The sequence below is a fragment of the Enterococcus sp. AZ095a genome (assembly GCF_050546735.1).
In the GTDB taxonomy this organism is placed as follows: domain Bacteria; phylum Bacillota; class Bacilli; order Lactobacillales; family Enterococcaceae; genus Enterococcus_D; species Enterococcus_D entomosocium.
The window spans coordinates 582,884-606,624 of sequence record NZ_CP172953.1 but is presented as its reverse complement, the minus strand read 5'-3'; the positions used below and the strand labels follow the sequence as shown (position 1 = coordinate 606,624).

The 23,741-nt window shown below is 40.1% G+C and carries 18 protein-coding genes; 7 read left to right on the top strand and 11 right to left on the bottom strand.

Features of this window, described 5'->3' with window-relative positions; all coding sequences use genetic code 11:
* Positions 1 to 151: 151 nt before the first annotated feature.
* Positions 152 to 355: a hypothetical protein gene (locus IGJ26_RS02825; protein WP_005232004.1), complete on the top strand. Its 204-nt coding sequence runs from the start codon at positions 152 to 154 to the stop codon at positions 353 to 355.
* Between the two features lie 196 nt (positions 356 to 551).
* Here the strand turns inward: IGJ26_RS02825 and IGJ26_RS02820 are convergent, their stop codons facing one another.
* On the bottom strand, positions 552 to 2,042 hold the full coding sequence (locus IGJ26_RS02820; RefSeq protein ID WP_194199907.1) for a helix-turn-helix domain-containing protein: 1,491 nt from the start codon (positions 2,040 to 2,042) through the stop codon (positions 552 to 554).
* A gap of 180 nt (positions 2,043 to 2,222) precedes the next feature.
* Between IGJ26_RS02820 and IGJ26_RS02815 the strand changes: the two genes are divergently transcribed.
* Positions 2,223 to 2,798: a recombinase family protein gene (locus IGJ26_RS02815; protein WP_005232006.1), complete on the top strand. Its 576-nt coding sequence runs from the start codon at positions 2,223 to 2,225 to the stop codon at positions 2,796 to 2,798.
* A 226-nt stretch (positions 2,799 to 3,024) separates the two neighbouring features.
* Here the strand turns inward: IGJ26_RS02815 and IGJ26_RS02810 are convergent, their stop codons facing one another.
* Entirely contained in the window at positions 3,025 to 4,422 is a 1,398-nt protein-coding gene (locus IGJ26_RS02810; RefSeq protein ID WP_061053760.1) for a PTS mannitol transporter subunit IICB, read from the bottom strand.
* 17 nt (positions 4,423 to 4,439) lie between these two features.
* Positions 4,440 to 6,065 carry a glycoside hydrolase family 43 protein gene (locus IGJ26_RS02805; protein WP_225869345.1) on the bottom strand — a complete coding sequence of 542 codons (1,626 nt, stop codon included), beginning with the start codon at positions 6,063 to 6,065 and terminating at the stop codon, positions 4,440 to 4,442.
* Between the two features lie 122 nt (positions 6,066 to 6,187).
* Here IGJ26_RS02805 and IGJ26_RS02800 point away from each other — a divergent pair, with 122 nt between their 5' ends.
* The gene (locus IGJ26_RS02800) at positions 6,188 to 7,078 is read left to right on the top strand and encodes an AraC family transcriptional regulator (RefSeq protein WP_005232009.1); all 891 of its coding nucleotides are present in this window, start codon (positions 6,188 to 6,190) and stop codon (positions 7,076 to 7,078) included.
* 257 nt (positions 7,079 to 7,335) lie between these two features.
* On the opposite strand, the gene IGJ26_RS02795 is transcribed toward IGJ26_RS02800, so the two are convergent.
* Positions 7,336 to 10,437 (bottom strand): bacterial Ig-like domain-containing protein, encoded by a 3,102-nt coding sequence (locus tag IGJ26_RS02795; RefSeq protein WP_430599851.1) that lies wholly within the window; start codon positions 10,435 to 10,437, stop codon positions 7,336 to 7,338.
* Between the two features lie 297 nt (positions 10,438 to 10,734).
* Between IGJ26_RS02795 and IGJ26_RS02790 the strand changes: the two genes are divergently transcribed.
* The 3 genes from IGJ26_RS02790 (at position 10,735) to IGJ26_RS02780 (ending at position 14,221) form a co-directional block, all read left to right on the top strand.
* Positions 10,735 to 12,240: a helix-turn-helix domain-containing protein gene (locus IGJ26_RS02790; protein ID WP_430599850.1), complete on the top strand. Its 1,506-nt coding sequence runs from the start codon at positions 10,735 to 10,737 to the stop codon at positions 12,238 to 12,240.
* A 458-nt stretch (positions 12,241 to 12,698) separates the two neighbouring features.
* A complete protein-coding gene (locus IGJ26_RS02785; protein WP_016611302.1) occupies positions 12,699 to 13,565 on the top strand; it encodes a LysR family transcriptional regulator in 867 nt (288 codons plus the stop codon).
* Between the two features lie 503 nt (positions 13,566 to 14,068).
* Complete coding sequence (locus tag IGJ26_RS02780; RefSeq protein WP_008377957.1) at positions 14,069 to 14,221, top strand: hypothetical protein; 153 nt, start codon at positions 14,069 to 14,071, stop codon at positions 14,219 to 14,221.
* 51 nt (positions 14,222 to 14,272) lie between these two features.
* Here IGJ26_RS02780 and IGJ26_RS02775 read toward each other — a convergent pair whose 3' ends face one another.
* The 4 genes from IGJ26_RS02775 to IGJ26_RS02760 all read right to left on the bottom strand — a co-directional run bounded on the left by IGJ26_RS02775 (position 14,273) and on the right by IGJ26_RS02760 (position 17,324).
* Positions 14,273 to 14,806, bottom strand: a complete 534-nt coding sequence (locus IGJ26_RS02775) for an IbrB-like domain-containing protein (protein ID WP_005232014.1) — start codon at positions 14,804 to 14,806, stop codon at positions 14,273 to 14,275.
* On the bottom strand, positions 14,733 to 15,224 hold the full coding sequence (locus tag IGJ26_RS02770) for a hypothetical protein (protein WP_050790962.1): 492 nt from the start codon (positions 15,222 to 15,224) through the stop codon (positions 14,733 to 14,735). The genes IGJ26_RS02775 and IGJ26_RS02770 overlap by 74 nt, the downstream gene beginning before the upstream one ends.
* A gap of 36 nt (positions 15,225 to 15,260) precedes the next feature.
* Positions 15,261 to 16,568: a DUF3440 domain-containing protein gene (locus IGJ26_RS02765; RefSeq protein WP_008377955.1), complete on the bottom strand. Its 1,308-nt coding sequence runs from the start codon at positions 16,566 to 16,568 to the stop codon at positions 15,261 to 15,263.
* Between the two features lie 231 nt (positions 16,569 to 16,799).
* A complete protein-coding gene (locus tag IGJ26_RS02760) occupies positions 16,800 to 17,324 on the bottom strand; it encodes a hypothetical protein (protein ID WP_005232018.1) in 525 nt (174 codons plus the stop codon).
* A 955-nt stretch (positions 17,325 to 18,279) separates the two neighbouring features.
* Between IGJ26_RS02760 and IGJ26_RS02755 the strand changes: the two genes are divergently transcribed.
* Entirely contained in the window at positions 18,280 to 18,468 is a 189-nt protein-coding gene (locus IGJ26_RS02755; RefSeq protein ID WP_005227564.1) for a hypothetical protein, read from the top strand.
* A 414-nt stretch (positions 18,469 to 18,882) separates the two neighbouring features.
* On the opposite strand, the gene IGJ26_RS02750 is transcribed toward IGJ26_RS02755, so the two are convergent.
* The 3 genes from IGJ26_RS02750 to IGJ26_RS02740 all read right to left on the bottom strand — a co-directional run bounded on the left by IGJ26_RS02750 (position 18,883) and on the right by IGJ26_RS02740 (position 23,502).
* Positions 18,883 to 19,809, bottom strand: coding sequence for a LacI family DNA-binding transcriptional regulator (locus tag IGJ26_RS02750; protein WP_430599849.1), 927 nt, complete (start codon positions 19,807 to 19,809; stop codon positions 18,883 to 18,885).
* A 231-nt stretch (positions 19,810 to 20,040) separates the two neighbouring features.
* Positions 20,041 to 22,404, bottom strand: coding sequence for an HAD-IC family P-type ATPase (locus IGJ26_RS02745; protein ID WP_086372616.1), 2,364 nt, complete (start codon positions 22,402 to 22,404; stop codon positions 20,041 to 20,043).
* Between the two features lie 366 nt (positions 22,405 to 22,770).
* A complete protein-coding gene (locus IGJ26_RS02740) occupies positions 22,771 to 23,502 on the bottom strand; it encodes a class I SAM-dependent methyltransferase (protein WP_218193224.1) in 732 nt (243 codons plus the stop codon).
* Between the last annotated feature and the right edge of the window lie 239 nt (positions 23,503 to 23,741).

Here is a 23,741-nt window from a genome sequence, read left to right as displayed (position 1 = left end):
GCAAAATAAAAGAAATTGTATGTAATTTTACACATCTTCTAAAAAAATTCATTTTTCTTTGGTATACTAAACATAGATCTGCATATCATTAGATTTACGTTGCCCGTTAGTGAAGTTTCAGGCAACGTTTCTTTATGGGGGATAGATAAAAATGGAAGAGAAAAAGATTTTTGAGAAGCGGTGGTTATTAGCTACCAGTGAACAACGAGAGAAATACCATGCCTTGATTGCCTCTTACCCTTCGATCGAATGGACATTCAAAGAAAAAAGCTACCTTTTATGGCTTTGTCAGTTAGATAGTGATACGTTCAAAACCTTTGAAGCAATTTTTGATAAACTAGTAAATGCCAACTAACTGTTTCAACGTAGGCTGTTCTTTCACCAAAATAACCCAATCTTTTGGTATTCAGGAACAGTGGGCCTATTTTCAGATAACTCCCTTTTTTATTAGATGAACGAATAAAAGCCGCAACCGTCGATCGCAACGGTTGCGGCTTTTCTCTTTGATTTATCCACACATGTCCTCGTCATGCTCTTTTTCAACACGTATATTAGGCTGTGGGAGCGTTTAACGCTTGCCCTAACTGAGGATCGATTTTTTCAATCACTCTTTGCCAATCTTGATAATCGGGGATTGCTTTGAGCAAAAGATAATCTGTCGATAAGATGAACTCTGATAAATATTCGCTATAATTTGTAACCACAAGATCAATGGCATTTCCCTTCAAATAATCGGTCGTCAATTCATTGATTTTTGGAAAAAATACCAGATGATCATTGCCGACATAACGCAAAAAGCGCGCACGAATCGTGTGACAGGCATAGAGATCGCCTTCTATTATCAATGCGATCCGTCTGACTTTTTGAGCATAGAGCTCCCTGATTGCTTCACTGTAAAGGGTCAGTGCCGCACAAATATCTACCAGATACTCCTGCTTGATCCCAAGAATCGCTTGGTGCTGCTTCATAAATGCCAGATTCCTTTGATAAGCGGCAGAACGATGCTTCTGCGCTTCATTTTTTACTTCTGTTAGCAAGTGATTTAAAACGGGCGCCAGTTGCTCATTGATTTTCTTTGACAGGAAAAAGGCGTGGATCATCGTCTTGACCCGTTGGGGCTCTTGAAAGGAAATGCCCCATTCTTGAACGAAGCGCTGACTCAGTTCTTCGAGTTCAGGATACAGTCCAAACGATGCAACGAATTGCTGCTCTTTTTCAGGCTCGGTCAAAGTCCGTTTCATCACGGTCACTAAATAAAGCCACATAATTTCTTGTTGCGGCAGTCTTACTCGGTATAGCGCTTCGATTTTAGGTGCTAAGTCATTCATTACGGCAAATGCCTCATGGGTTTCGATGATTTTTGCCAACGATTGAGGAATCTGAACCGTCTCTCCCAATTGGTAACGCTTGATCGCAATATACAAGCTATAATAAAAATCACTCGGAGAAACGCCTGTATTCACCAGCTCTGCGGGAATTTCTGAGAAGACATCACTGACTAGTGCAATCAGTTCTTTGGGGGGCAAGAGCGTATGAGGGGTGACATCTGATTCATAATAAAAATCTTTAAAGAACTTGCGAATATTGGCTTCGGAGCCACTCAAATTAACCGGTTGCAAGATCCACTCCACATGATACTTTCGCAACGTCACAGAAGCAGTATTCAAATAACGACGCATCGTACTTTCTGATACATACAAGCGCTGCGCCCACTCTTCAACCGAACAGAATTCACCGTGGAAAATGGCTTCCACGATTTGATACATTCCTTCTTCTGCAACAAGCTCCTTTTTTTGGGACAAGTATTTTTTCGGATTCGTTTCCCTAAAATGATAGCCATTGGCTACAAGCGAAAATTCGGCTGCCTCTTGTAGATAGGTTTTCAATTCTTTGATATCCGAGCTGATCGTCCGTTGGGTCACATCAAGTTTGTTTGCTAAACTTGCGATGGAACAAGTCCGTTCTCGCTCAAAAGTATTTAACATTTGAAGCCAGCGAACGGTCGTCTTATTTAGCATAAAATTTAACTGCAATTCTCTCATTTTCCCCTCCGTGTTTCTTCCTCACCGACTAGTGTCTTTACTATAGTACAATATTTAGGTGCATAAAAAAACCTTCCTATTTCCCAAATTCACATTAAGAAGCTTCTTGAATGTGTACTTAAGTGAACAAACAAGGTATTCTCTATGTAGACTTATTTTTGTGCAACTGGAGGAATTCGTATGACAAATATGGTTTATGGGTACGCACGTGTCTCCACAAGACAACAGGATCTCTCGCGTCAGTTAGATTTACTTGACCGGTATGAGTGCAATAAAATTTATACGGAAAAGATCAGTGGTGTTCGTGCGAATCGTCCTGAATTAAATAAATTAAAAAAACGAGTGAAAGAAAACGATAAAATCATCATTGAAAGTTTCTCGCGACTAGGAAGAAGTACCAAAGATCTCATTGATCTTGTCTACTTTTTTGAAAAAAAAGGAGTAAAGCTTATCAGTATTAAAGAAAATTTTGATACGCAAACCCCACAAGGGAAATTGATGATGACTGTTTTCCAAGCCTTTAGCCAATTCGAACGAGACATCATCGTCGAACGGACCAAAGAAGGCTTAGAATCCGCTCGTGCTAGAGGAAATATCGGTGGTCGCCCACGAATCGATCCTGGACTGATTCAACACGCATTGAACCTTTATCAAAAAGAAGGAAAAGCTGTTGTGGATATCTGTGCCCAAACAGGGTTAAAACGATCAACTTTTTATCGTTATCTTAGTCTGGAAAAAGAGGAGATCGTTTCTTGAACGAATAGGTTCTTCTAGATTTTTAGTTCAAATCAGGGTAGATCAGGAAAATTATGTAAATACGAGTAGCAAAAAATCACAGGAAGAGAACTATCTCCTAACTCTTCCTGTAATTTTTTCGATTATTTATTGTTCTTTCCTTTATTTGGAATGAAAATTGTTAAATGATCGTACTCTTTATCGTTATGATCATAGGCTTTCACATTAGTTAGTCCAAAGGTGATGATTATCTCAAATCAGCGAGAATCTCATCGTATCGCTCACTATTCAAAAACTCATCTACTGACTGAAAATGCGCAGACGGTGCAGCTTTTTTTGCTCTTTCTTGAAGCTCTTTTTGAGTAATCACTAATGACGTTTCATCTGCTGATAAATCACGAATAGCAACATTTGTAACCTCAATATCATAACCGAGTTCTTGAACTTTTTTTCTAACGATCGTTGCCCCCATTGCAGAAGAGCCCATTCCTGCATCACAAGCGAATATGATTTTTTTGATTGAAAAATCTTTGCTAATTTTCCCTTTTTGCTTCATTTCCTTGGTCTTTTCTTCTGCTAGGAGAAATTCTTCATTGTTCTTATCCGACGTTCGATTTGTTAATTTATGAACAACGGAAGCACCAATAAATGTGACCGCAGTTGCAACAGTGATTGCCAATAAAATACCAAAATGGCTCCCCCGAGGAGTCACAGCCATGAAGGCAAAGATAGAGCCGGGCGAAGCTGGGGAAATCATTCCTGCTCCCGTAATCATTAGTGTTGCAACGCCACTCATTCCTCCTAATATAGCTGGAATCAGCAATAATGGATTCATCAGTACATAAGGAAAGAAAATTTCTGCTATTCCTCCAAAAAAATGGATAACGATGGCCCCAGGAGCGGTTTTCTTAGCTGTTCCTTTTCCAAAAACCATATATGATAACAAAATACCTAGCCCAACACCTGGATTATCAATTGCAAACATCATGGAACGACCATTTTCAGCTACTTGCTCTAAACCGATTGGTGCAAAAACACCAAAGTTAATGGCATTGTTCAAAAACAAGACTTTTGCTGGCTCCATAAAGATGCTTACTAAGGGCAAAAGATGGTTTTCAACGAGTACATTGACTGCATCAGTCATCATATAGTTCAATGTATTGAATATTGGACCTACTAATACATAGCCAATAACTGTCAAAATAGCAGCATAAATGCCCCCACTAAAGTTTTTAACAAGCATTTCAAACCCAGTTTTTACCTTTTCTTCATAAAGGGAATCGATTTTTTTCATCCCCCAGGCAGCACTCGGTCCTACTATCATTGCGCCTAAAAACATCGTAACATCAGCACCTACGATCAACCCCATAGTCACCATTGAGGCTACTACTGCCCCTCGAGTACCATACACTTGTTTCCCACCTGTATATGCTACTAGCAATGGTAGCAAATAGTTTAGCGTAGGTGGCACGATTTCATTAAATTTTTCATTAGGAAGCCAACCCGTGGGAATAAATAATGCCGCTAATAGTCCCCAAGCTATAAAAGCTAATATGTTCGGCATGATCATACCGCTTAAAAATGAGCCCATTTTTTGAAGTTTTACCCGGATCCCAGCACTTGACACCATATTTGTCCTATTCATCTTCTTCTCCTCTATCCTTAATTTTTAGTGACTTCGTCTTCCTCTATATCTTGATAACTAAAATATTCAAAAGCAGCTTCTTGCCTCATCCCTGTTAAATCATTGCAGTGAACGCCTACAAAAGCACCCGTAAACGCACTTCCTGTAGGTCCCAAGAATGGTTTTGTAATGTAATCATCTGAAAGTTTGTAAGTATCAAAAATGAAAGAAAGTTCTTTCCAATTCTTCCCATCCAATGAATAAAAAAACTGATAAAAACGAGCATTGACCTTAACTCTCAGATACACATTCCCTTCTTCAGTGAGAACGATCGGATCTCTCAAGGGCCAACTAAGTTTTGCTCCTTCACATTTTAAAATTGTCAAAACTTTCCCTAATTGCTCGTTAGCCGTAACCTGTAGCGAGGTCCAATTCTTACTGTTGTAGTAACAGACCAAACCAGCACTTTGTTGAAAATACGAAGGGGAAAAATCAACCGCCGTTTCAGCTATAAAATTTACAGATTCAAATCTACGGGCAAGTAAGGATTGTTCGAAAACTGAATACAAGGATTCCTGTCCGTATAAAATCAATCCTTTCTTTGTTATCTGCCCCATTTTTTGGCTAAACGGAATTCTTAGGGTTTGAAACTCAGAAGGAATCCCCGAAGCGAAATAATTCTTTTTAGGTTTGCTGGACCAAGGGCACTCTGGTAAGTTTGGTTTGGGTACATACTTTTGCGCAACTTTTCCACCAGTCACGATCGGCCAATCGTCTGGTGTCCATTCAATTTTTGCTAATGCCGATTCACGCCCTAAGGTACAAAATCCTCTTTCTTCAAATAAGCCTTTTCCTTTTCGTTTAATTGGACGGCTTGCTAAGTATGCGATATACCATTCCTCACTATCCGTTTTAATTAATGACGCATGTCCCGTTTTTTGCAAATCATTTTCGGGAGAATACCAAGCGGTCAGGATAGGATTATCAGGGTGTACTTCATACGGTCCATACAATGATTTCGAGCGGGCCACAGTAACTGAATGCCCCCACTGGGATCCTCCCTCCGCTGTGAAAAGATAATAATAACCATTGATAAAATAAATATGTGGCCCCTCTGTTTTCTCTAAATGGGTTCCTTTAAAAATAATTTCTGGTTTTCCTACCACTTGTTCTTTCCCCTCATCAAATTCCTGAATAGCGATTCCGTAATTCCAAGGATGATCATTTCTAAAATCATAGATCATATTCAATAGATACTTTTTCCCGTCATCATCGTGGAAAAGCGACGGATCAAAACCACTCGCATTTAGAAAGATTGGTTCACTCCATGGACCTTCTATATCATCAGCGGTTACTAAATAGTTGCGGACATCTTTAAAGGCACGATGTTCACGCATAATTGAATACACCAACCAAAATTTTCCGTCTTCGTATGTCAAACAAGGAGCCCAGACGCCACCACTATCTGGAACACCAACCATATCCAGCTGACTTATTCTATTTAACGGACGAACAAGTAAACGCCAGTTCTTTAAATCTTTCGACTCGTATATCTGTACACCGGGAAACCACTCGAATGTCGATGTGGCAATATAATAAGTATCCCCCCTTTTACAAATTGATGGATCTGGGTTAAAGCCTTTTAATATTGGATTTTGAATCATAAAATCATCCCCTTTTTTTGAAACCACTTTCATTCAGTTCCTATCTAAAGTATACTTTTATTAATAAATTTAGAAATGGTTTTTACCACGTTAAACTTACCAAAAACCACGGAGATCAAACTATGAAAAAGAGCTTATATAATCATCTAGCGTTTCTACCGAATTTAGATACTAGTGTCCGTTTCTTTTCTGCACATACACAAAAAGTTCCTTATGGCTGGACTAGCTACTTAGACTCTCATAATGCTTTTGAAATCCTACTTATTTTATCTGGGAAGCAGAAAACCACGATCAACCAAAAGGAGTATTTATTGGATGCAGGAGATATCTTGATTATCCCTCCGGGTATGCTCCACTTAAATGCCTGTTACTCAGAAAATGGCTTACGCTACTTTACCGCACATTTCGATATCGATGAACCCGTTTTACGCTATGTACTAATGAAGAATATTCCCTTGATCTTCGAAAAAAACACAGCTGAGAACACTACACTCCAAGTAATCATCAATGAATGGATTGATCTCTATGATAAAGCACCTAGTTTTTCACTTTCTGATAAAATCTTAACCATTCAAATTTTAACAAAACTGATTTTTGAACTTATAAGATTCACTGAACTGGATCCTAAAAAAAATGCCAACATTCAAACGCTTAGTATCGCTAGAAGTATTGCAGAAGTTATCAATCACAATTTTCATCACTTTTTTGAAAGAAAAAATACTGAAAAGATCGATATCTTGATTAAAAAAATTTATGCTGAAGCGAATGTGTCTCCAAGTTATGGTCTTGAAGCTTTTAAAAAAATTTACGGTATTTCACCAAAAAATTATTTGGACTCACTTAAATTAAAAGAAGCCAAACGACTGTTAACTATCCCTGATATTACGATAGAAAGTATCTCGGAAAGACTTGGCTATTCGCACCCCGCACACTTTAGTCGACAATTCAAAAATTGGGTAGGCGTTTCACCAAACAGCTATCGCAAAACGAATATTGCCAATTTTGTATCCTGAATCATTTGTTACTAACAAATAAGGAATAGCGTAACAGCACCTTTATCTGCTGTCACTCTATTCCTTTAATATGCTTTACTATCGAAGTTGTCATTCCTCTAAACTATCTACCCAAATGCGTGTTGAAAATACTTTTCAACAATTCCTTTATTAGAAAACTATCATAGCAGATAAATGAACAAGTTAAAATTCAGTAGCCATTTGGATTACACTTTTATCTAGTTCTAATTTAGCAAGTTGTTTTGTTGATCCAACTGCTATTTTTTCTGTGATTTTTTTCGATAAAAAAGGATCACCCCACCGATTAAGAATACAATCCCGGTAACGCTTAGGAAGACACTACTTATTTCTCCTGTTTTCGGCAGTTGCTTAGCTGTTGAGTACTTTCTTTCTTTCAGTGGTGGTTTGCGGCCGGTAGCTGAGAATTCATTTGATTGTTCTGATGGATCATTTTCATTTTTTCCCACACCCGCTGTTTCTGATTCCCCGGTCTCAGGTCCCAACTGTATTGGCTCTTCAGTCGCTGAATTAGATTCTTCCGTCTCAGGTATTTCTGTCTCAGGACACTCCTCTTCTGGAAGATCCGTTTCTGGTGCTTCGGTTGGTGGTGTTTCGTTAGGCGCTTGGCTGACTTTTGCTTGTACAGTAATGACAGCACGGGCGGTCACTGCTCCGTAATGGTAGGAAACCATGTATTGACCAATTTTATCGGTGTTCACTTTGCCCTGAACTTCTACTTCTGAGTACGCTACTTCTTCGCCATCACGATCAGTGGCAGAATCAAAGTTTGTTTCTGGCTGCCATTCATCACCTTGATCCATCGTTGAATCGTGAACGTTCAGGGACGTTTGATCCGCCTTGACGGTAATAAGGGCTTTGCTTTCTATTCCGTGATAGCTGTAAGTGACCTCGTACTTGCCAGCTTTCGTTGTATCGACTGTTCCCGTGGCAGTGATATCCTCAAAAGCAACAGGTTTACCATCCCGATCTGTTGCGCTATCGAAGTTGTCTTTGGCTGTCCAGTTTTCCCCTGTGTACAACTCGCTATCGTGGACTTTGACTGTAGTTTGATCGGCTTTGACGGTGATAAGGGCTTTACTTTCTACGCCGTGATAGCCGTAAATGACTTCATATTTGCCTGCTTGCGTTGTATCTGCTTTGCCTGTAACGATGACTTCCCCAAAATCAACAGGTTTACCATCCCGATCCGTTGCGCTGTCAAAGTTGTCTTTGGCTGTCCAGTTATCCCCTGTGTACAACTCGCTATCGTGGACTTTGACTGTAGTTTGATCGGCTTTGACGGTGATAAGGGCTTTACTTTCTACGCCGTGATAGCTGTAAATGACTTCATATTTGCCTGCTTGCGTTGTATCTGCTTTTCCTGTAACGGTGATATCTTCAAAATCAACAGGTTTACCATCCCGATCTGTTGCGCTATCGAAGTTGTCTTTGGCTGTCCAGTTTTCCCCTGTGTACAACTCGCTATCGTGGGCTTTGACTGTAGTTTGATCGGCTTTGACGGTGATAAGGGCTTTGCTTTCTAAGTCATGATAGCTGTATATAACTTCATACTCGCCTACTTTCGTTGTATCGACAATCCCCGCGACAGTGATATCCCCAAAATCAACAGATGAACCGTCTCTATCTGTTGCATTATCGAAATTATCCTTAGCTGTCCAGTTATCCCCTGTGTACAACTCACTATCGTGGACTTTGACTGCCGTTTGGTTGACTTTGACGGTGATAGTGGCTTTGCTTTCTACGCCGTGATAGCTGTAAGTGACCTCGTACTTGCCTGCTTGCGTTGTATCGACAGTCCCCGTGACAGTGATATCCCCAAAATCAACAGATGAACCATCTCTATCTGTTGCACTATCGAAATTATCCTTAGCTTTCCAGTTGTCCCCTGTGTACAACTCGCTGTCATGGGCAGTCACCTTGGTTTGGTCGGCTTTGACGGTGATCACAGCTTTTGATGCTACTCCATCATAACGATAAACTACCTCATAGGACCCCGTTTTTTTAGTATCTACGCTTCCTTCAACGTTCACATCCGCAAACGAAACTGGGTTGTTATCCCGATCTACGGCTTGATCAAAGTTATCTTCTGCGGCCCAGTCATCGCCGACGTATATCGAAGAATCATGAACCTTAATCGCAGTGAATCGTGGTTTTACGAGTATCGTTGCTTCTTTACTAACATGATTCAATTGATAACTGATTTTATACGTAGCGGCTTTGTTAGTATCTACTTGTCCGGAAACACGACCACCCTCAGCAATAAATTCCTCATAAGTCAAAGTTTTGCCTTCTTTTGAAATAGCTTGCTCAAAATTATCCGCCGCTGTCCATGAATCCTGTTCATAAATCGTGGTATCTTTCACGGTCAGATCGGTATAGTCAGTCGGTGCTTTTTGATAGACGTACGTCACCGTTACTTCGCCACGAGGAAGAACACCTTTTGCATTCGTTGGCAGTTGACTGGTATCAAGGATGTACCCCGGAATTTGTGGAATAAACGCACTTGTAGAGACATCATAAGGCTCATTGGTACTATCATTGATCGTTTGGGAAGGATAGATCTCCATACCAGTCTCATCCACATATTTAATGGTCAGATGGCTATTTGTAAAGCGAATATTATATGTTGCTGTAAACAAAAGGTTACCGTTAGCGTCGGTATATTCTAAAACCGCTGTTAAACCGTAATAGTTGATCGTAAAACCTGTGAAGCTTGTCCAAGATATATTTAATTGATTGGTACCAGTCACTTCACTTGTATACCATAGTCCCACCAGCATGTATACCTTATCCGTTTTGTAGACATAAAAATCTTCTGTCAGCTGCGGGTCTTGGTATAGTGTTTGGTGTGCGTATTTTTCCGGGATTGGCAAATCCAAAACCAGTGCTTTATACTTGATCGGATCATATTCTACAGTCAGATCGTAGTTGAAACTCTCGATACTCTTCGTTGATTCTGCAGCGAGAGGTTGACTATCCGTAGATTCTACATTGGTTTCAGCAGATGGGGCAGTAACTGAAATTTGAGTTTTTTCTGCAGCATCAGCTGCGTTAGATTGATTTGTTTCTGAGTTTGAAGTGGTGGTCACCACTTCACTTTCGGTTGTTTCAGAAGATATGACGTCAGCATTTCCTTCTTGGGTATCTGTCTTTTCTCCTGTGTTCATGCTTCCTGTTGAATCTGCCAGCAAGGGAACCGATGAGTCTATGAATGGTGTTTGCTGCTCTGTTTGTTGTGTTTCTGTTGCCTGAGCGATCGGCCATGTGCTTGGAAAGGTTGTCCCTAAAATCAGCATCCCTATTAAACCGCTCTTAATTATAACTACGCGTTTTTTCATTTTTACTTTTTCTCCTTTTTCTTTTTCCAAACTTTATTCACACTTACTTCCGTTCCAATCTGTCCAAATTTTGGTTGACTGCAACTGGCAGGGGTGTTTTCTATAAAATAACTCCCTTAAATGACTGTCCTTCGCAAAAATATGTGGGCGCCGCATCTTTAACATGAATTCCTTCAATTTTCAAGGGATAAGACTTCTTGAATGGCCCAGAGTATTATATAATTTACTTAAAACGAATGGTTTTTATATTCGATCGCTGATCGCTCCCACAGGGTCTTGAAAGAGGTGGTGACATCAATGTTAGAAAATTTATCCATCAACTTACATCGAGATAAGGCATTTTCTCGTCAAGTAAAAATTCTGCAAGTGCTAAATGCAGCACCCGCAGGGTATCACCCGCAAGAGTTGGCGACATTATTGGGACTTTCCTTGCCTACAGTCTCTAAAGAATTAAGTATTTTAAGCGACAGTTTGCCGAAAGATCTGGTCAAGATCAAACTTTCTGGATCCAACATCGTTTCGATTGAGTATGCACCAAATGCTTCAATCAATTCTGCCATTCAGCTTTTGGGCATGGAAACGTTGGAGTTTAAAATCATGTCTAGTATCATTGATAATAAAAAATACTCTATTCACCGAGCAACGATCGAATTTGGCTATTCCCGCAGTCATCTGTTGCGAACGATCAGTTATATGAACAAATCTTTACAAACCTATTCTGTGACCATCGCAACGAATCATCTTGATTTTATCGGTACCGAAGCCGATATTCGCTTTTGTCTGTTTGTCTTTTTCTCCGCTTATGGCGATAGCACGATCTTAGATAAAGACAGCCCTGCAGATGCGCGTCTTCTGGTCCAAAAAGCAAAAGAAGCCAACAAAAAAGATTTGCATTACAGTCATTATCGACTTGCCCTATGGCTAAGTATTGCCAAGCGTAGGTGGCGCTATTCTTACTTTTTGACATTGCCACCGTCTTTAGAACGCAATCTATTAGAGAAAGAACGCTTCGCTGTTTTCTCAAAAATATTAAACGAGTATTATTTGAAAAAATACCGGATCATCCACTTGCCGCAACAAGAACTCCTTTGGATCTTCCTCAATGCTCTCCACTGCATTTCGTATAGTACGATGGATATTAATGGGGAAAGCGAAGCGGATTACATTTTTCATCATACAGAGAAACCAGAAATTCTCGCAGAAGTTGCTGCCTTTTTAAAGAAACCTGGAATAGCTATCCTTCCTGCAGCATCACACAAAATCATCGCATATCTCGTAAATCTCCGCTTGTTAACGATGATTTCTGCGAATTACGAATTTGCCGATCCCCAGATCAAAACCTTTGTTGAAGCGACATTCAAGACGGACTACCTTGCTTGGAATAAATGGTTGAAACAGTTTAATGAACAAAGTCGTTTCTTTTCGTTTACTCACTTAGAGCATGTCGCAGTTACGTTGACCTTGTTAAGCGAACTTTCTTCTAGCAATCAGTTGAAAAAACATCTCAAAGTGGCCTTTGCTTTTCAAGGTGGTGCTGGATTAGATGCCTTTTTAGCCGCATCAACAGAGCTATTCAAAAATGACCATACAGAAATCAGTTATTTTTTTGAAGTGGCTCCTGATGAACAAGAATTGATCCATCGAGAAATTGATTTGATCGTTAGCAATTTTGACTTGCATCTGAAAAGTAACCCCAAATTTCAGCAACTACGAATTTCCAATGTTCCTACCCTTTCGGACTGGACGATCATCCACAAAACGATTGAACAGCTGATTCAGCCAAGAATCACACCGATTCATTGACCTAAGGCAACTGTCGGCCTTCTTGAAGGAAGCGCCGTCAGTTTTTTCATTGCATGGTTTGCTATTTTAGTCCTTTCCTAAGTATCCATTTTTCTTTTCTCTTAGCGTGTCTATTTTTTTCACATCCGAAAAAAATCAGACCTTTTTTCAAGATTCCTCTCCTAACAAACGCTTTTCTTTTCAAGCGCAGCGTAAAAATTCATTGTCTTGTTTTCGTGTGCTGCTCGTAATCCCTGAAAAGTTGGGATGTTTGGTGTATTTTTTATGATAGAAATTTTAGCAGCTACTCTTAGCCCCAAATGTGAAAAGCGTTATTTTAAAAGCAAAGAAACATACGATCAAAACAGACTGCATGTTTTAAATAACTTTTGTATCTATTTTTTTTATTTACTAGAAAAAAAAGAAATCTTCTCCCCGCTCCTTTTTTGTATAATAGGTAAAAAGAGAGGGGGACCAATGTGGATTTTATCAAAGAGCTGCACTCCTTTAAAACGATCGTTGAAGAAGGTACGTTTACGAAAGCTGCTGCTAAATTAAACTATGCCCAATCGACGGTTACGAACCATATCAAAAAGTTAGAAGAAGAGTTAGAAGTAGCGTTATTTTTGGAAGGAAAAAGCAATGTACTCACGTTGGAAGGTGAATTGTTGAAACAGGCGGTTCCTGGTCTGATCGCTCAGTGGGAGGAGGTCAAAGAACAGTTGCTCAATGCTTCGAACACAGTCGAATATTCTTTACGGATGGGCATCGTCCCCCCTTATGACATGTTGATTTTACCGGAGCTTCTCCATGTATTTTCCCACCAATACCCAAAAATAAAATTCGAGATCATGGTGGGATCCACGCTGGCATTAGCCGATGCATTAAAAGAAAATCGTATTGATTTTGCGTTATGCTCACTTCCTCACGAAGATTCCTTTGTCTATGAAGAACTTTTCCAAGAAGAAATCTGCTGCATCACTTCGATCACGAACCCATTGATCATTAAGGAATTAGCCGACCTTACAGGAATCCATCTATACAGTTCCGGCGGTGACTGTCCTGCACTTAGAAATATCGAGGGCTACCTTGACCAGTGTGTACCTTCGCTCCAATGGGAATATGTCAGCAGCAGCACGACGATTCCTTATTTGATTGAACAAACAGGCTTCTGCGGTCTAGTCCCGCGTTCGATCATTGATCAAACATGCGCTCAAGTAAAAATTTTATCACTGCCTTTACCGAATCTCCGCATGACGATTGGCTTACTGTCAAAGCAACCATTGACACTTTTCCCGAATATTACAAAAAAGTTTGTCTTTGAGTTAAAAATGCGCTTACTGTAATTGTTATAAAACCAGTTTGATCACGATCGATTTTTATGCAGTTATTCTTCAAAAAAAAAATGATAGTATTTATTCTAGCAGCAAAGAAGCAGCGTGAAAACAAATAGCCGCACAACCTCTTTCTGTTCTACAGACGTTGTGCAGCATAGCTTTTCATTTCGCTTATTATTATTCAATCAGATGATTACCTCTTGTTTCGCCACTCACTTTTTGTTATCATTTTACTTTTTTTATGCAAACTGGTACGATTATTCATGCTATCCGCAGGAGATAAAAAAGCCACTGTTGTTCTTTACATTTCAGAATTTTTTACCGATTATAAAAAATAGAAACGTTCTTTCATCCTTTCCAATGTATACTCTACTTTGGAAAAGAACAATCACCAAAAAAGGCTGGACTTGAAAACCGTTCGATCATGTTTTTAGTAGCAGGCAGTTATTGCTCAAGGAGCCTATTTTTGCAATTGTCAGAAAAAATAGACGATGAGAAAAGGAGGAAAAACTATGTTTATCATTGAAGCGATCTTCAGCTTTCTAAGAGACACATTAGGTGTGATCCTGGCCATTCTCTTAGGGACGCTTTGTTTGTCGATGGTGATCAATCTGATCGTTATCGTTGTAAAAAACACCTATTCAAAATTTAAAAAGAATTATTAACGAATCGCTGTCTTCTAATAGATAGCTTTTTTAGATAGTTTTTTCAACCTCTCAGGTCTCTTTTTTGCCTTTATAGTATCTTTTTTCAAACTCAATCCAAGATTTGCTGAATTCATGGTTGGAAAAGGCACTTTTTAAGCCTGAGCGCTGCTTAAAGCGAAAGACCTCTTCGCGGTCCATCCCCAATTCCTTGGCAATTCGTTCATCCGACCACTCGTTAGCGACCAACTGCTGCACGATGTTTCCCATCTTCTCGATGCCATGGGTACCACGTGCTCGATTGTGGCGAATCGTTGAAGCGATGCGATTCTCAAAAGGCTTATCGATCACTGTGACCGGAACGCTTGGCAATTCTAAGCGATCTTTTGCTACGACATACCGATGAAACCCATCGATCAAAATATACTTGTCCTGCTCCTTATCGTGGTAACAAACCAGTGGCTGCGTAAAGCCATCTTCCCGAATCGACAGTTCCAGCAAATCCATCTCTGGAGCAGCCACGGTGTTGGGATTATACGTATTCGCGTGAATCTTGCTGACTGGGATCAGCTTCGCCGCTAACACTGGAAAATCGATATCGCTCATGAGGTACTACACTCCTTTTTAGAAATGAATAATTTTTTGTTTGTCGATAGACCGCAAACCCTTTTGACTCCAAAAGTGCAATTTCACTAGGCTGGTTACTAGAAGCGAGAATCTCTGCTTCTGGGTAGTTGCGGCTGATATCCACCAACATTTTCCGTAAAAGAAACTTTTTAAATTGAGCAGTTGGATCTTTTTCATAAAATTCCCCTAGCTCCACTTTATTGACGCCTTTTTCATAATAAGAAAAAGCGGTCACCCGTTTTTCGTCATCAAGAATCACATACCAGTAGCAGTTCTCATCATTGACTAAGTACGGAAATTGCTGCTGATACACCCGTTCCGCAAAAAATGCCCCCATCAATTGATAGAATTGGCTTTTCTTATACGGTGGAAAAAATAAAACCAATCGTTCGTTCACAAAACCCTTCCTCTCTAGGGACACATTCGTCCATCGTTAGGTGATTTTTTTCGTTAAATACTCATATTTGGCATTCAATTTTTTTAACTGATACTTGGGTAAATGCTCGATTCCCAACGCCGCCCCAAAATCGACCGCCAACTCATACAATTCCGTCTCATCTTTTTTCGTCAGACTGTATTGTCGCGTGCTCAAAGAAAAATCATTTTTTTCTAACGCACGAGCGATCCCTTTCCAGTCATGCCAGAGTACTTCGTTTTTCAGCCACTCCTTACGTTTGGTCACATCGGGAATGTCTTCCACTTCGATACCGTGCTTTTCTCGATAATGATCAATCAAGATTGTGATTTTGCGGTAATAATGGTCCTGTAATTTCTTTGAATAAAGTCCAATTGATTCCAGTAAAAAGACCGCATACTCTTGCCAAGTCATATGACTTGGCTTTCTCGTATTGTAATGCGCCAATAATCCCGTCTGGGCATACAATCGACCAAAATTGGCTCCTGACACGCGGTTGACGACGCGTTCCCACGTTTCCGGTTCCACCAGAGCATATTGGTATAAGCCTTTTCGTTGTTGCATACCATAAGGCTGACAGATTCGCATTTGATGAATCGGAACGCCATGATCATATAATTTTTCATAAAAGCCATTGATCGGCCAGTCAAAATGGGCATAGGCGCCCCAGACATCTTCTGTCTTCCAATCATAGATGGGGTAAAAATTGACGACCATGGAATCTGCTACTTGCCGTTTGATCCAGCATTGCTTCCGAAAGTTATACTTTGGCGAAGTTATCGACCGATATCGGTATAGACTTTCCTGTGTTCGGATGCCAACGCCACAAGCAACGGGTTCACACTGATGATAGTTTGCGTACCAGTGAGCAAAGTTTCGTAAGAACTTATCTGGATTCATATTTGCACTCTGATAGATTTCCATCAATGATTCATCTAAATCAGCAAGTGAAATTGCATCTTTTGGCATCATCTGTACCCACTTCTCACGTTCTTGTTCATCCCACATCAGCCATTGTGGCTGAAATACGCTAGTGTTGTTGTCCTCGTAAAAGGGCAAACAGAAGTGAAAGGTTTGATTGATAGTTGGTAACGCTTTGATTTTTTCCATGAACGTTCTCGTAGCATCATAATTTGCCTCGATATCTAAAATCAGCAGATCAAAAGTTTTCTTTTTTTGTCGGGCGACTTGGTCAGCCAACTGAATCATGGCACCGCTATCTTTTCCACCACTGAAAGAGAAATAAACATGGGGAAAGGTATCAAAAATATATTCCAGGCGCGTCATCGCCGCTTCCAGCACATTATCCTTACAATATTTCTTCATAAAAGCTCATGTCCTCATTTTATTTGTCCTTTTTTTGAATAAGTATTACATTCTAGTATAAAGTTTCACTTAGCTTCTTACAAGGACTTAAGGGAGATTTTGCATTCGATACATGCAAATAATTGTTAGCTATCATTGCAATGTGTTCCCCATTGCTCACTACTATTCCTAGTAATCAAGAAAAATAGTAGAAAAATTCCTTCTGAAACAAGTTTTATTGCTTTTCTTGATTCATTCAGCCAAAAGGGTTTGAAGGACTTTTTCAATACGCTTCACTTGTTTTTCATTGAAGTGGGACAGCCATTCTTGATCCGCAAGTAAACGCTGAATCTCTTGCTGAAGGTCTTTGTATCGACTGGCTTCCTTGATGTTTTCAGTCATCTTCAAGAAATTACTAATTTTTTCTCCTTTAGGCAGCAGTACATACTCTTGCTTGATCCCTTCAAACTTGTCTTCATGATCAATCACCAAAAGTTGACTGATCAAATCATGAGCGATCCACCGATGATAGGAGTTTTTATGGGTATGCAATGCCCAGATCCGTTCCCATTCATCATAAATCAGCTCAGGGTTTTTAACGGCTACTTCTTTAATGATCAAATAACTATTAAAATACTCATTGATATGATTTTGACCATCAACGACATTCTCCACTAGTCTATCTCTTACCTTTCGATCATCGATCGCCGTTTGCACAAACGGTTGGGGATCAAAGGATGTTGTCTGGAAATGACCTGCGATTTCTAGGTAGTCCATGCTTTCACCTTCTTTAAAAATTATAAGATTATTTTACAGGTTTGAACCTCTATGTTTATTTTAACAGAATCTATGTGCGAAAAAAGTGGCTTTTATATTCCCCTTCTTTTATCAATCATCCATTCTGATCACGTAGGTAGACTAACGCCACTTTGAATATCCTACTTTTTGGAAAACTCAATTTAAAATTGAAAACAGCTGGAAAGAATCCTTTCGATCCTTTATCCACTAACACTGCTATCTATTGATTTCTTCCGTTCGTCTATTGAGCGCTAGGAAAAGTGCAAGCTTCCTTTTATATCCTTTTCTGAAAGGAGCCCTTCACAAGAGAACCTGCTGGCAACTACTTTCTCGTTAAATTCCCAATGTCACTGACACAAAAAAGGAAGTCCCGCGTTCGGGACTTCCTAACGTTCTTTTCTCTTCAAATACTATTTCACGCATAGCTGCGAGATGCTGGATCACGCGTCCTTTCTCCGAATACCTCGGTCGATAGGCATTTTGATCCATTGTTCTGGTGGACGCTTTCTGATCTTTTTTGGTGCAAACATCAGTTGAATAGTTCTTTTGACAAAGTTATTTCGGTATACGTTTTCCATAACTTCCACGCCCTTTTCAATTGATTTAGGAAGCGGTGACGTCGATCCTTCTTCCTATTTTTATTATAAGCCCCAATCCGGTACAAAACAAACAATTCAGCTGCTGTTTTCTCCCATTCGTTTAGATGAAATCTGTGATTGCTGCTTAAAAAAAGCAGCATATATTCTTGAATAAAGTTCAATAAGCCACCGCATATTTATTGAAAAACATAATGAAAAATTGCAGAAAAAGATCGAAATTACTCGAGACAAACGCCAAAGGGCTGTGTTTTTGAATGAAAAATCGTTTCACTTTACTTTTTCTTAAATTTTAATTATTATTCTTTTGAAATAAGAATAATGAAGGAGATAAAAACATGGAAAAATACCAAGTGTTCCCTGGTCAAAACTATCAGGCAAATGTTATTGGCTTTACCGGTTTACAAGAAGTTAGTGTGATTCATGTTTACGAGAATACTGCAACTGTTCTAATCAAAGAAACAGCTGAAACAGGTGTTGCTAAGCTATGTAATTTTCTAGTTGGTGCCACACAATTAGTTAGTTGATCCTCTTTTATTAACCAAAACATGAGGAGCCATTTGCCATCCAACATGTTGTAGGAAAACGATTTGAAAGTAGTCCTTTGTGAGCTTGCTCTTTTCCTATTCATCAATTACAGCAGTATTTTTATTTATCTACTCAATATCTCTCTACTTTATATATAAATAGTGTTAGAATGAACAAAAGGAAACGTATCAGGCTTCCCCCAAGAGAATCTTCCCCAAGTACTCTTGTCTGATACGTTTCCTATTTTTGTGGCGAAAAAGCCACAGACCAATGGTAGCCCTTTACTCTGTGAAAAGCAAGCATTCAAAATTGATTTTTTCTTTATTTTTTTATTTTATCTCCTCAAATTCCCTTTAAAAATCAGGCAAAAACACACCTCTCGTAATAAGGTGTGTTCTTTTTTTTGACAATGATTATTCACGAATAATAAGTTCATAAGGCAGAATGATCTGTTCTTGTTTTCTTTCTTGAAACAAGCGAAAGGCTTCTTTGCCGCACTGATTCAGATGAAACTCAACGGAAGAAAAATGCAGCATTTGACTGATGAGCAGGTTTTCTTGTCCAATCACGATGGGTGCTGTCCCGTGGAAGTATTGATTCAAAATCATTGCTGCGATTTCGTCTCCATTTGTGATCACCCCATCGATTCCTCGTTCTTTAAAAAAGGCTGCTGCGGAAATCCCGTCTTGTGCTTTGATACAATCCCAATAAATATCGGCTTCCGAAAAAGCAGGAAACAGCTCCTTGGCTTTTGCGATGGTATTGACTGAATTGCAGCTAAGCCGTTTGCTGCGCCCGAGCGTCAGTCCCAAACGTTTTACGCCTTGTTCTTTTAAATAATTGATACTAGCTGTCACAGAGCCGACCAAGTCGATCGCAACGAAAGGAACAGCAGTACCGGTCGAATTTTCACAAAAAACGATCGGTCCTTTTTCCATGTAGGGATAAAACGTCTCGATATGATTTGCGCGGGTAATGACGATCAATCCATCAAACCCTTTTGCAGCGAATTCTTCTAGATATTCTAGTTCCAATTTCCGATCAAAATTGGTCGGCAATAACGTCACTTTGTATTTTTTAGCAAAGGCTTCTTCCATAATGCCATTTAGAATCCCATCAAAAAAGGCGTGATTGACAAACGGCACGATGACCCCAATATTATAGGTTTTCCCCGAGCTGAGCTTTTGGGCGATCTTATTCGGTTTGTAATCCAGTTCTTCCATCACCGCCAAAATCGCTGCTCGCTTTTGCTCATCGACATAAGGATGGCCATTGATCACACGAGAGACTGTCGTGATCGAAAAACCAGTGATTTTTGCTATATCGCGTATCGTTGCCATTTCCTTCATTCCTATCTGTTTGTTTTACGATTGACCTAAGTCTACCATAGAAAATTTACTGATTCACTTTCGACAAATTTTCTGAAAAGGTCCCTCGGTTGATTGTACGGTATGAAACGAGTTTCATAGCAAGACTTAGACTCCTTGAAAATAAAAGAAATTTATTTATAAACAAAAACTGATTGCTTAGCAAGCTACAAGCGCTACTTAAGCAATCAGTTTTTCTACCATTTACTGAATCATTTCTTTTGACAAGCTTTTACGTTTCTTCGTATACCTTCGCATCAGTAACTCGATGCCCTTATCCGCAAAGCGTTGCATATAGGCGGAAAAATTCAACAAGGCAATCAAGAGAATGAGGTTGAGATAGCTGGTATTGCCTAGGTTAAAGAGGTCACGACCGACGATCAAGGCAGCAAAGTACAAGATCTGGGTGCTGAAAAAAATCATCGTTCGATAGCTGTTGATAGCTGGATAGACTTTTTTCTGGATCAAGCGATAGTTCCAAGCGGTAAAAATAATGCTCATGATCGATAGAGCTTTGCTGCTACTGTTGAACCAATAGCCAAAGTTGATGATCAGCAGAGTTCCTACCGTAATCGTCAATGCTGTTGGAAAAGCATTTTTGAAAATCGTTGTCATAAATTCCCCTTTGATCCGATTGAAGTCTGGTTCAAAGTTTAAAAAGAAGGTCGGAATGCCGACAAAGCAGGCATTGATGATCGTTAATTGGATCGGCTCAAAAGGATATGTCGTTCCTGATAACAACGTCCCCATAGTGATCATGATGGAGAATAAGACTTGCACTAGCACCAATGAACCTGAGCGAGTAATGTTATTGATTACTCGGCGGCCTTCATCCATGACCGATGGCAAAGCATCGAATTGATTTTCCAAAAGCACCAAATTTGATACTTGACGCGCAGCATCGACACCGGAAGCCATCGCGATGGAACAGTCGGCTTCTTTCAGCGCCAAAACATCGTTGACGCCATCGCCAGTCATCGCGACAGTATGCCCTTGTTCTTTCAAGTAGAGTACCATTTCTTTCTTTTGTTGCGGCGTCACTCGACCAAAAATCTGATAGTTGCTGACAGCTTCTTTTAATTCGGCTGCAGTTAATTTTGATACATCGATAAAATCAGCAGCCCCTGGTAGATTGACTTTTTTCGCGATTTGACTGACTGTCACTGGATCATCGCCAGAGATGATCTTGCATTGGATTGCTTGTGAACGAAAATACTCCAAGGTCTCTTTGGCATCTTCACGGATCGTGTCTGACAGTAAATAAAATCCTAACGGTTCAATATCCGTCGGCAGTCCTGCCTCCTCATAGCCTTGCGCACTGTGCGCCAAAACGATCACCCGATAGCCTTCTTCTGCCAGCTGTCTTTCCTGTTTTAAGACAGCTTCATGGTTGGTTCCCAGTAAAATCGACGCAGCTCCGATGAAATAAGTGCCTTGCCCTTCAAACGTGACACAACTGAATTTGCGGTCAGATGAAAAGGGGACGACTTGCTGCATCTGGTAAGTCGTTTTTTCTGAAAAAAAGGTTCGTAGCGCCATTGCCGTTGGGTTCTGATCGGGTAGCTGAGCCATTAAGTTGCCGGTGATTTCTGCCAACGGTGTTTCCGATTGTAAGGAAATCGTCTTTTCCACCGTCATCTTGCCTTCGGTGATCGTGCCGGTTTTGTCTAAGCAAAGAACATCGACCCGTGCCAAAGCATCAATGCAGTTCAATTCCTGCACCATCACTTTTTTGCGCGCCAGATAGACGGCACTGATGGTCAATGTGACACTGGTCAATAAAAACAAACCTTCGGGGAACATCCCTACAGCTGCCGCCACCGTCCGTAAGATGGCGGTGTTGAAAGCCGCATGAGAGAAATAGAACTGTTTGACAAACAAGAGGGTACATAACGGTACCAAAATCAAGCTGATCCAACGAATGATTTTATTCAAACTGCCTTGGATCAAGTATTTTTGTCGTTTGATGGTCTTGGCTTCTTTGTTGATTTTTGCGATATAGTTATCAGCGCCTACGTGGATCACTTGGCACAACGCTTCACCAGCAGTGATAAAACTGCCAGAAAACAACTCGTCTGCCGGCTGTTTGTGGATCGTATCCATTTCACCAGTCAGCAAGGATTCATTGACTTCTAAAGATCCTTGAATGACTTTGGCATCCGTCGGCACTTGATCCCCGCTTTTCAGTCGTAACACATCATCCATTACGAGTTTGTGGATCGGCAAATTCTCCAGCTTACCATCCCGATAAACATCGGCTTTGGCAACTTTTAGCAGTGCCAGCTTATCTAGCGTTCGTTTGGAACGAACTTCTTGAAAGAGATTGATGATCACATTGCTGAAGACAACAAAGACGAACAAACCGTTTTGATAAGAACCCGTCAAACAGACGAGAAAGAATAGGACACAGTTGATTAAATTGAAAAAGGTAAAGATATTGGTAAACAGGATTTTCGGGTACGTATTCGTCGTATCCTTTTTTGTCTTATTGACTTGACCGCGCTGCACCCGCGCCTTGACTTCCCCTGACGTTAAGCCAATGGTTTGGTTGTTTTCGATGATCCTCACCCTTTCTAATCATAGTCATTTACTTTTCGTTTGCTGAATATTCAGCAAACGTGCATTGGACTTGGGAATGGTTTTGCGTTTTTTCTATAAAACCAATTGGCGGCGATTGCGTAAGTTACGCCATCATCTATCGGCTTTTTTCCGTAAAAAAACAAGTACTGTCTAAAATATAGCATACCCTTTTAAGTAATGGCGTTTCATTTTTGTCACCTTCGCGTCACTTTAGCAATTAAAATAACAGTTTATTTTGTTAACTCAACCCACTACACATCAAGCGATCACAGGCTTCATCGGTTGTTTCTTACGATGACACAAAACAAAAAAACAGCTGATCTTCACAGATCAACTGTTTAACAATTCTTTAAGTCAGCTTTTTCTAGCAGCTATTAGCAGCATCATTGGTCGGCGCATTTCGTCTTTCATTCCCGGTACTTCCAGTAATTCTTCTGGCGGCTGCGGCTCAATCACTTTTTCTAAAATGAAGCCGTTTTGCAATAAGGTCATTAAATAGGTTGTCAGGGTACGATGGTATTTGGTCACCGTTTCATTTAAAAATTGCGCTTCCCGCTTGCCTTCATAATAGTAATGATCGACTGGGAAATGCTGGATTTCCCCCTGCCTATCATACTGCCAATCTTGCGATCCTTCCGCAGTATAAACCGGATGCTCCACCGAAAATACGAGTACACCACCAGGTTTCAGCCAGACCGATATGCTTTTGATCAATGTTTCGAACGTTGCCACATAGTGAAACGCCAATGAACTTAAAACAACATCTATTGTGGCTGGAGGAAGTGTCACTTCTTCCATTGCGACACATTGATACGTTATTTTCGGATCAGGGTTCCTTTTCTTGGCCTCCTCAAGCATCCGTTGAGAAATGTCCGTTCCTAGTACTGCTGCCGCTCCATGGTCTACAGCATATTGGCAATGCCATCCATACCCACAACCTAGGTCAAGCACCTGCTTCTTTTTAAAATCCGGCAACATTTGTTTTAGCGTCTGCCATTCTCCAGCTCCTTGCAGGCCTTTTTGTGAACGAGTCATTTCACTGTATTTAGTAAAAAACGTTTGGTCATCATATTTGTTTTCTTTCATCATTTGTTCCTCCCATGTAAATCGTTTTTTGCTGGTCTTGATCTACATGGGCTTAGGCAATTTTTTGGGAAATAATGCCACCACACATCAGCTTTTTCCTCCTTGCTCTGATTAACGCCATCATAGCACGATTTTCAGTCTCTCACAATTGATAGCAAGTCGCTGGCGCTTCTTTGCCATTGTTTCTCAATGAACCGTTTTTTTATGTACAGCAAAAAATCACACTATGAAAAGGGTGT

What these genes read in the sequence shown, in the direction of transcription:
- IGJ26_RS02825 (WP_005232004.1), top strand. Translation starts at nt 152, where the DNA reads ATGGAAGAGAAAAAGATTTTTGAGAAGCGGTGGTTATTAGCTACCAGT.
- IGJ26_RS02820 (WP_194199907.1), bottom strand. Translation starts at nt 2,042, where the DNA reads ATGAGAGAATTGCAGTTAAATTTTATGCTAAATAAGACGACCGTTCGC.
- IGJ26_RS02815 (WP_005232006.1), top strand. Translation starts at nt 2,223, where the DNA reads ATGACAAATATGGTTTATGGGTACGCACGTGTCTCCACAAGACAACAG.
- IGJ26_RS02810 (WP_061053760.1), bottom strand. Translation starts at nt 4,422, where the DNA reads ATGAATAGGACAAATATGGTGTCAAGTGCTGGGATCCGGGTAAAACTT.
- IGJ26_RS02805 (WP_225869345.1), bottom strand. Translation starts at nt 6,065, where the DNA reads ATGATTCAAAATCCAATATTAAAAGGCTTTAACCCAGATCCATCAATT.
- IGJ26_RS02800 (WP_005232009.1), top strand. Translation starts at nt 6,188, where the DNA reads ATGAAAAAGAGCTTATATAATCATCTAGCGTTTCTACCGAATTTAGAT.
- IGJ26_RS02795 (WP_430599851.1), bottom strand. Translation starts at nt 10,437, where the DNA reads ATGAAAAAACGCGTAGTTATAATTAAGAGCGGTTTAATAGGGATGCTG.
- IGJ26_RS02790 (WP_430599850.1), top strand. Translation starts at nt 10,735, where the DNA reads ATGTTAGAAAATTTATCCATCAACTTACATCGAGATAAGGCATTTTCT.
- IGJ26_RS02780 (WP_008377957.1), top strand. Translation starts at nt 14,069, where the DNA reads ATGTTTATCATTGAAGCGATCTTCAGCTTTCTAAGAGACACATTAGGT.
- IGJ26_RS02775 (WP_005232014.1), bottom strand. Translation starts at nt 14,806, where the DNA reads ATGAGCGATATCGATTTTCCAGTGTTAGCGGCGAAGCTGATCCCAGTC.
- IGJ26_RS02765 (WP_008377955.1), bottom strand. Translation starts at nt 16,568, where the DNA reads ATGAAGAAATATTGTAAGGATAATGTGCTGGAAGCGGCGATGACGCGC.
- IGJ26_RS02760 (WP_005232018.1), bottom strand. Translation starts at nt 17,324, where the DNA reads ATGGACTACCTAGAAATCGCAGGTCATTTCCAGACAACATCCTTTGAT.
- IGJ26_RS02755 (WP_005227564.1), top strand. Translation starts at nt 18,280, where the DNA reads ATGGAAAAATACCAAGTGTTCCCTGGTCAAAACTATCAGGCAAATGTT.
- IGJ26_RS02750 (WP_430599849.1), bottom strand. Translation starts at nt 19,809, where the DNA reads ATGGCAACGATACGCGATATAGCAAAAATCACTGGTTTTTCGATCACG.
- IGJ26_RS02740 (WP_218193224.1), bottom strand. Translation starts at nt 23,502, where the DNA reads ATGAAAGAAAACAAATATGATGACCAAACGTTTTTTACTAAATACAGT.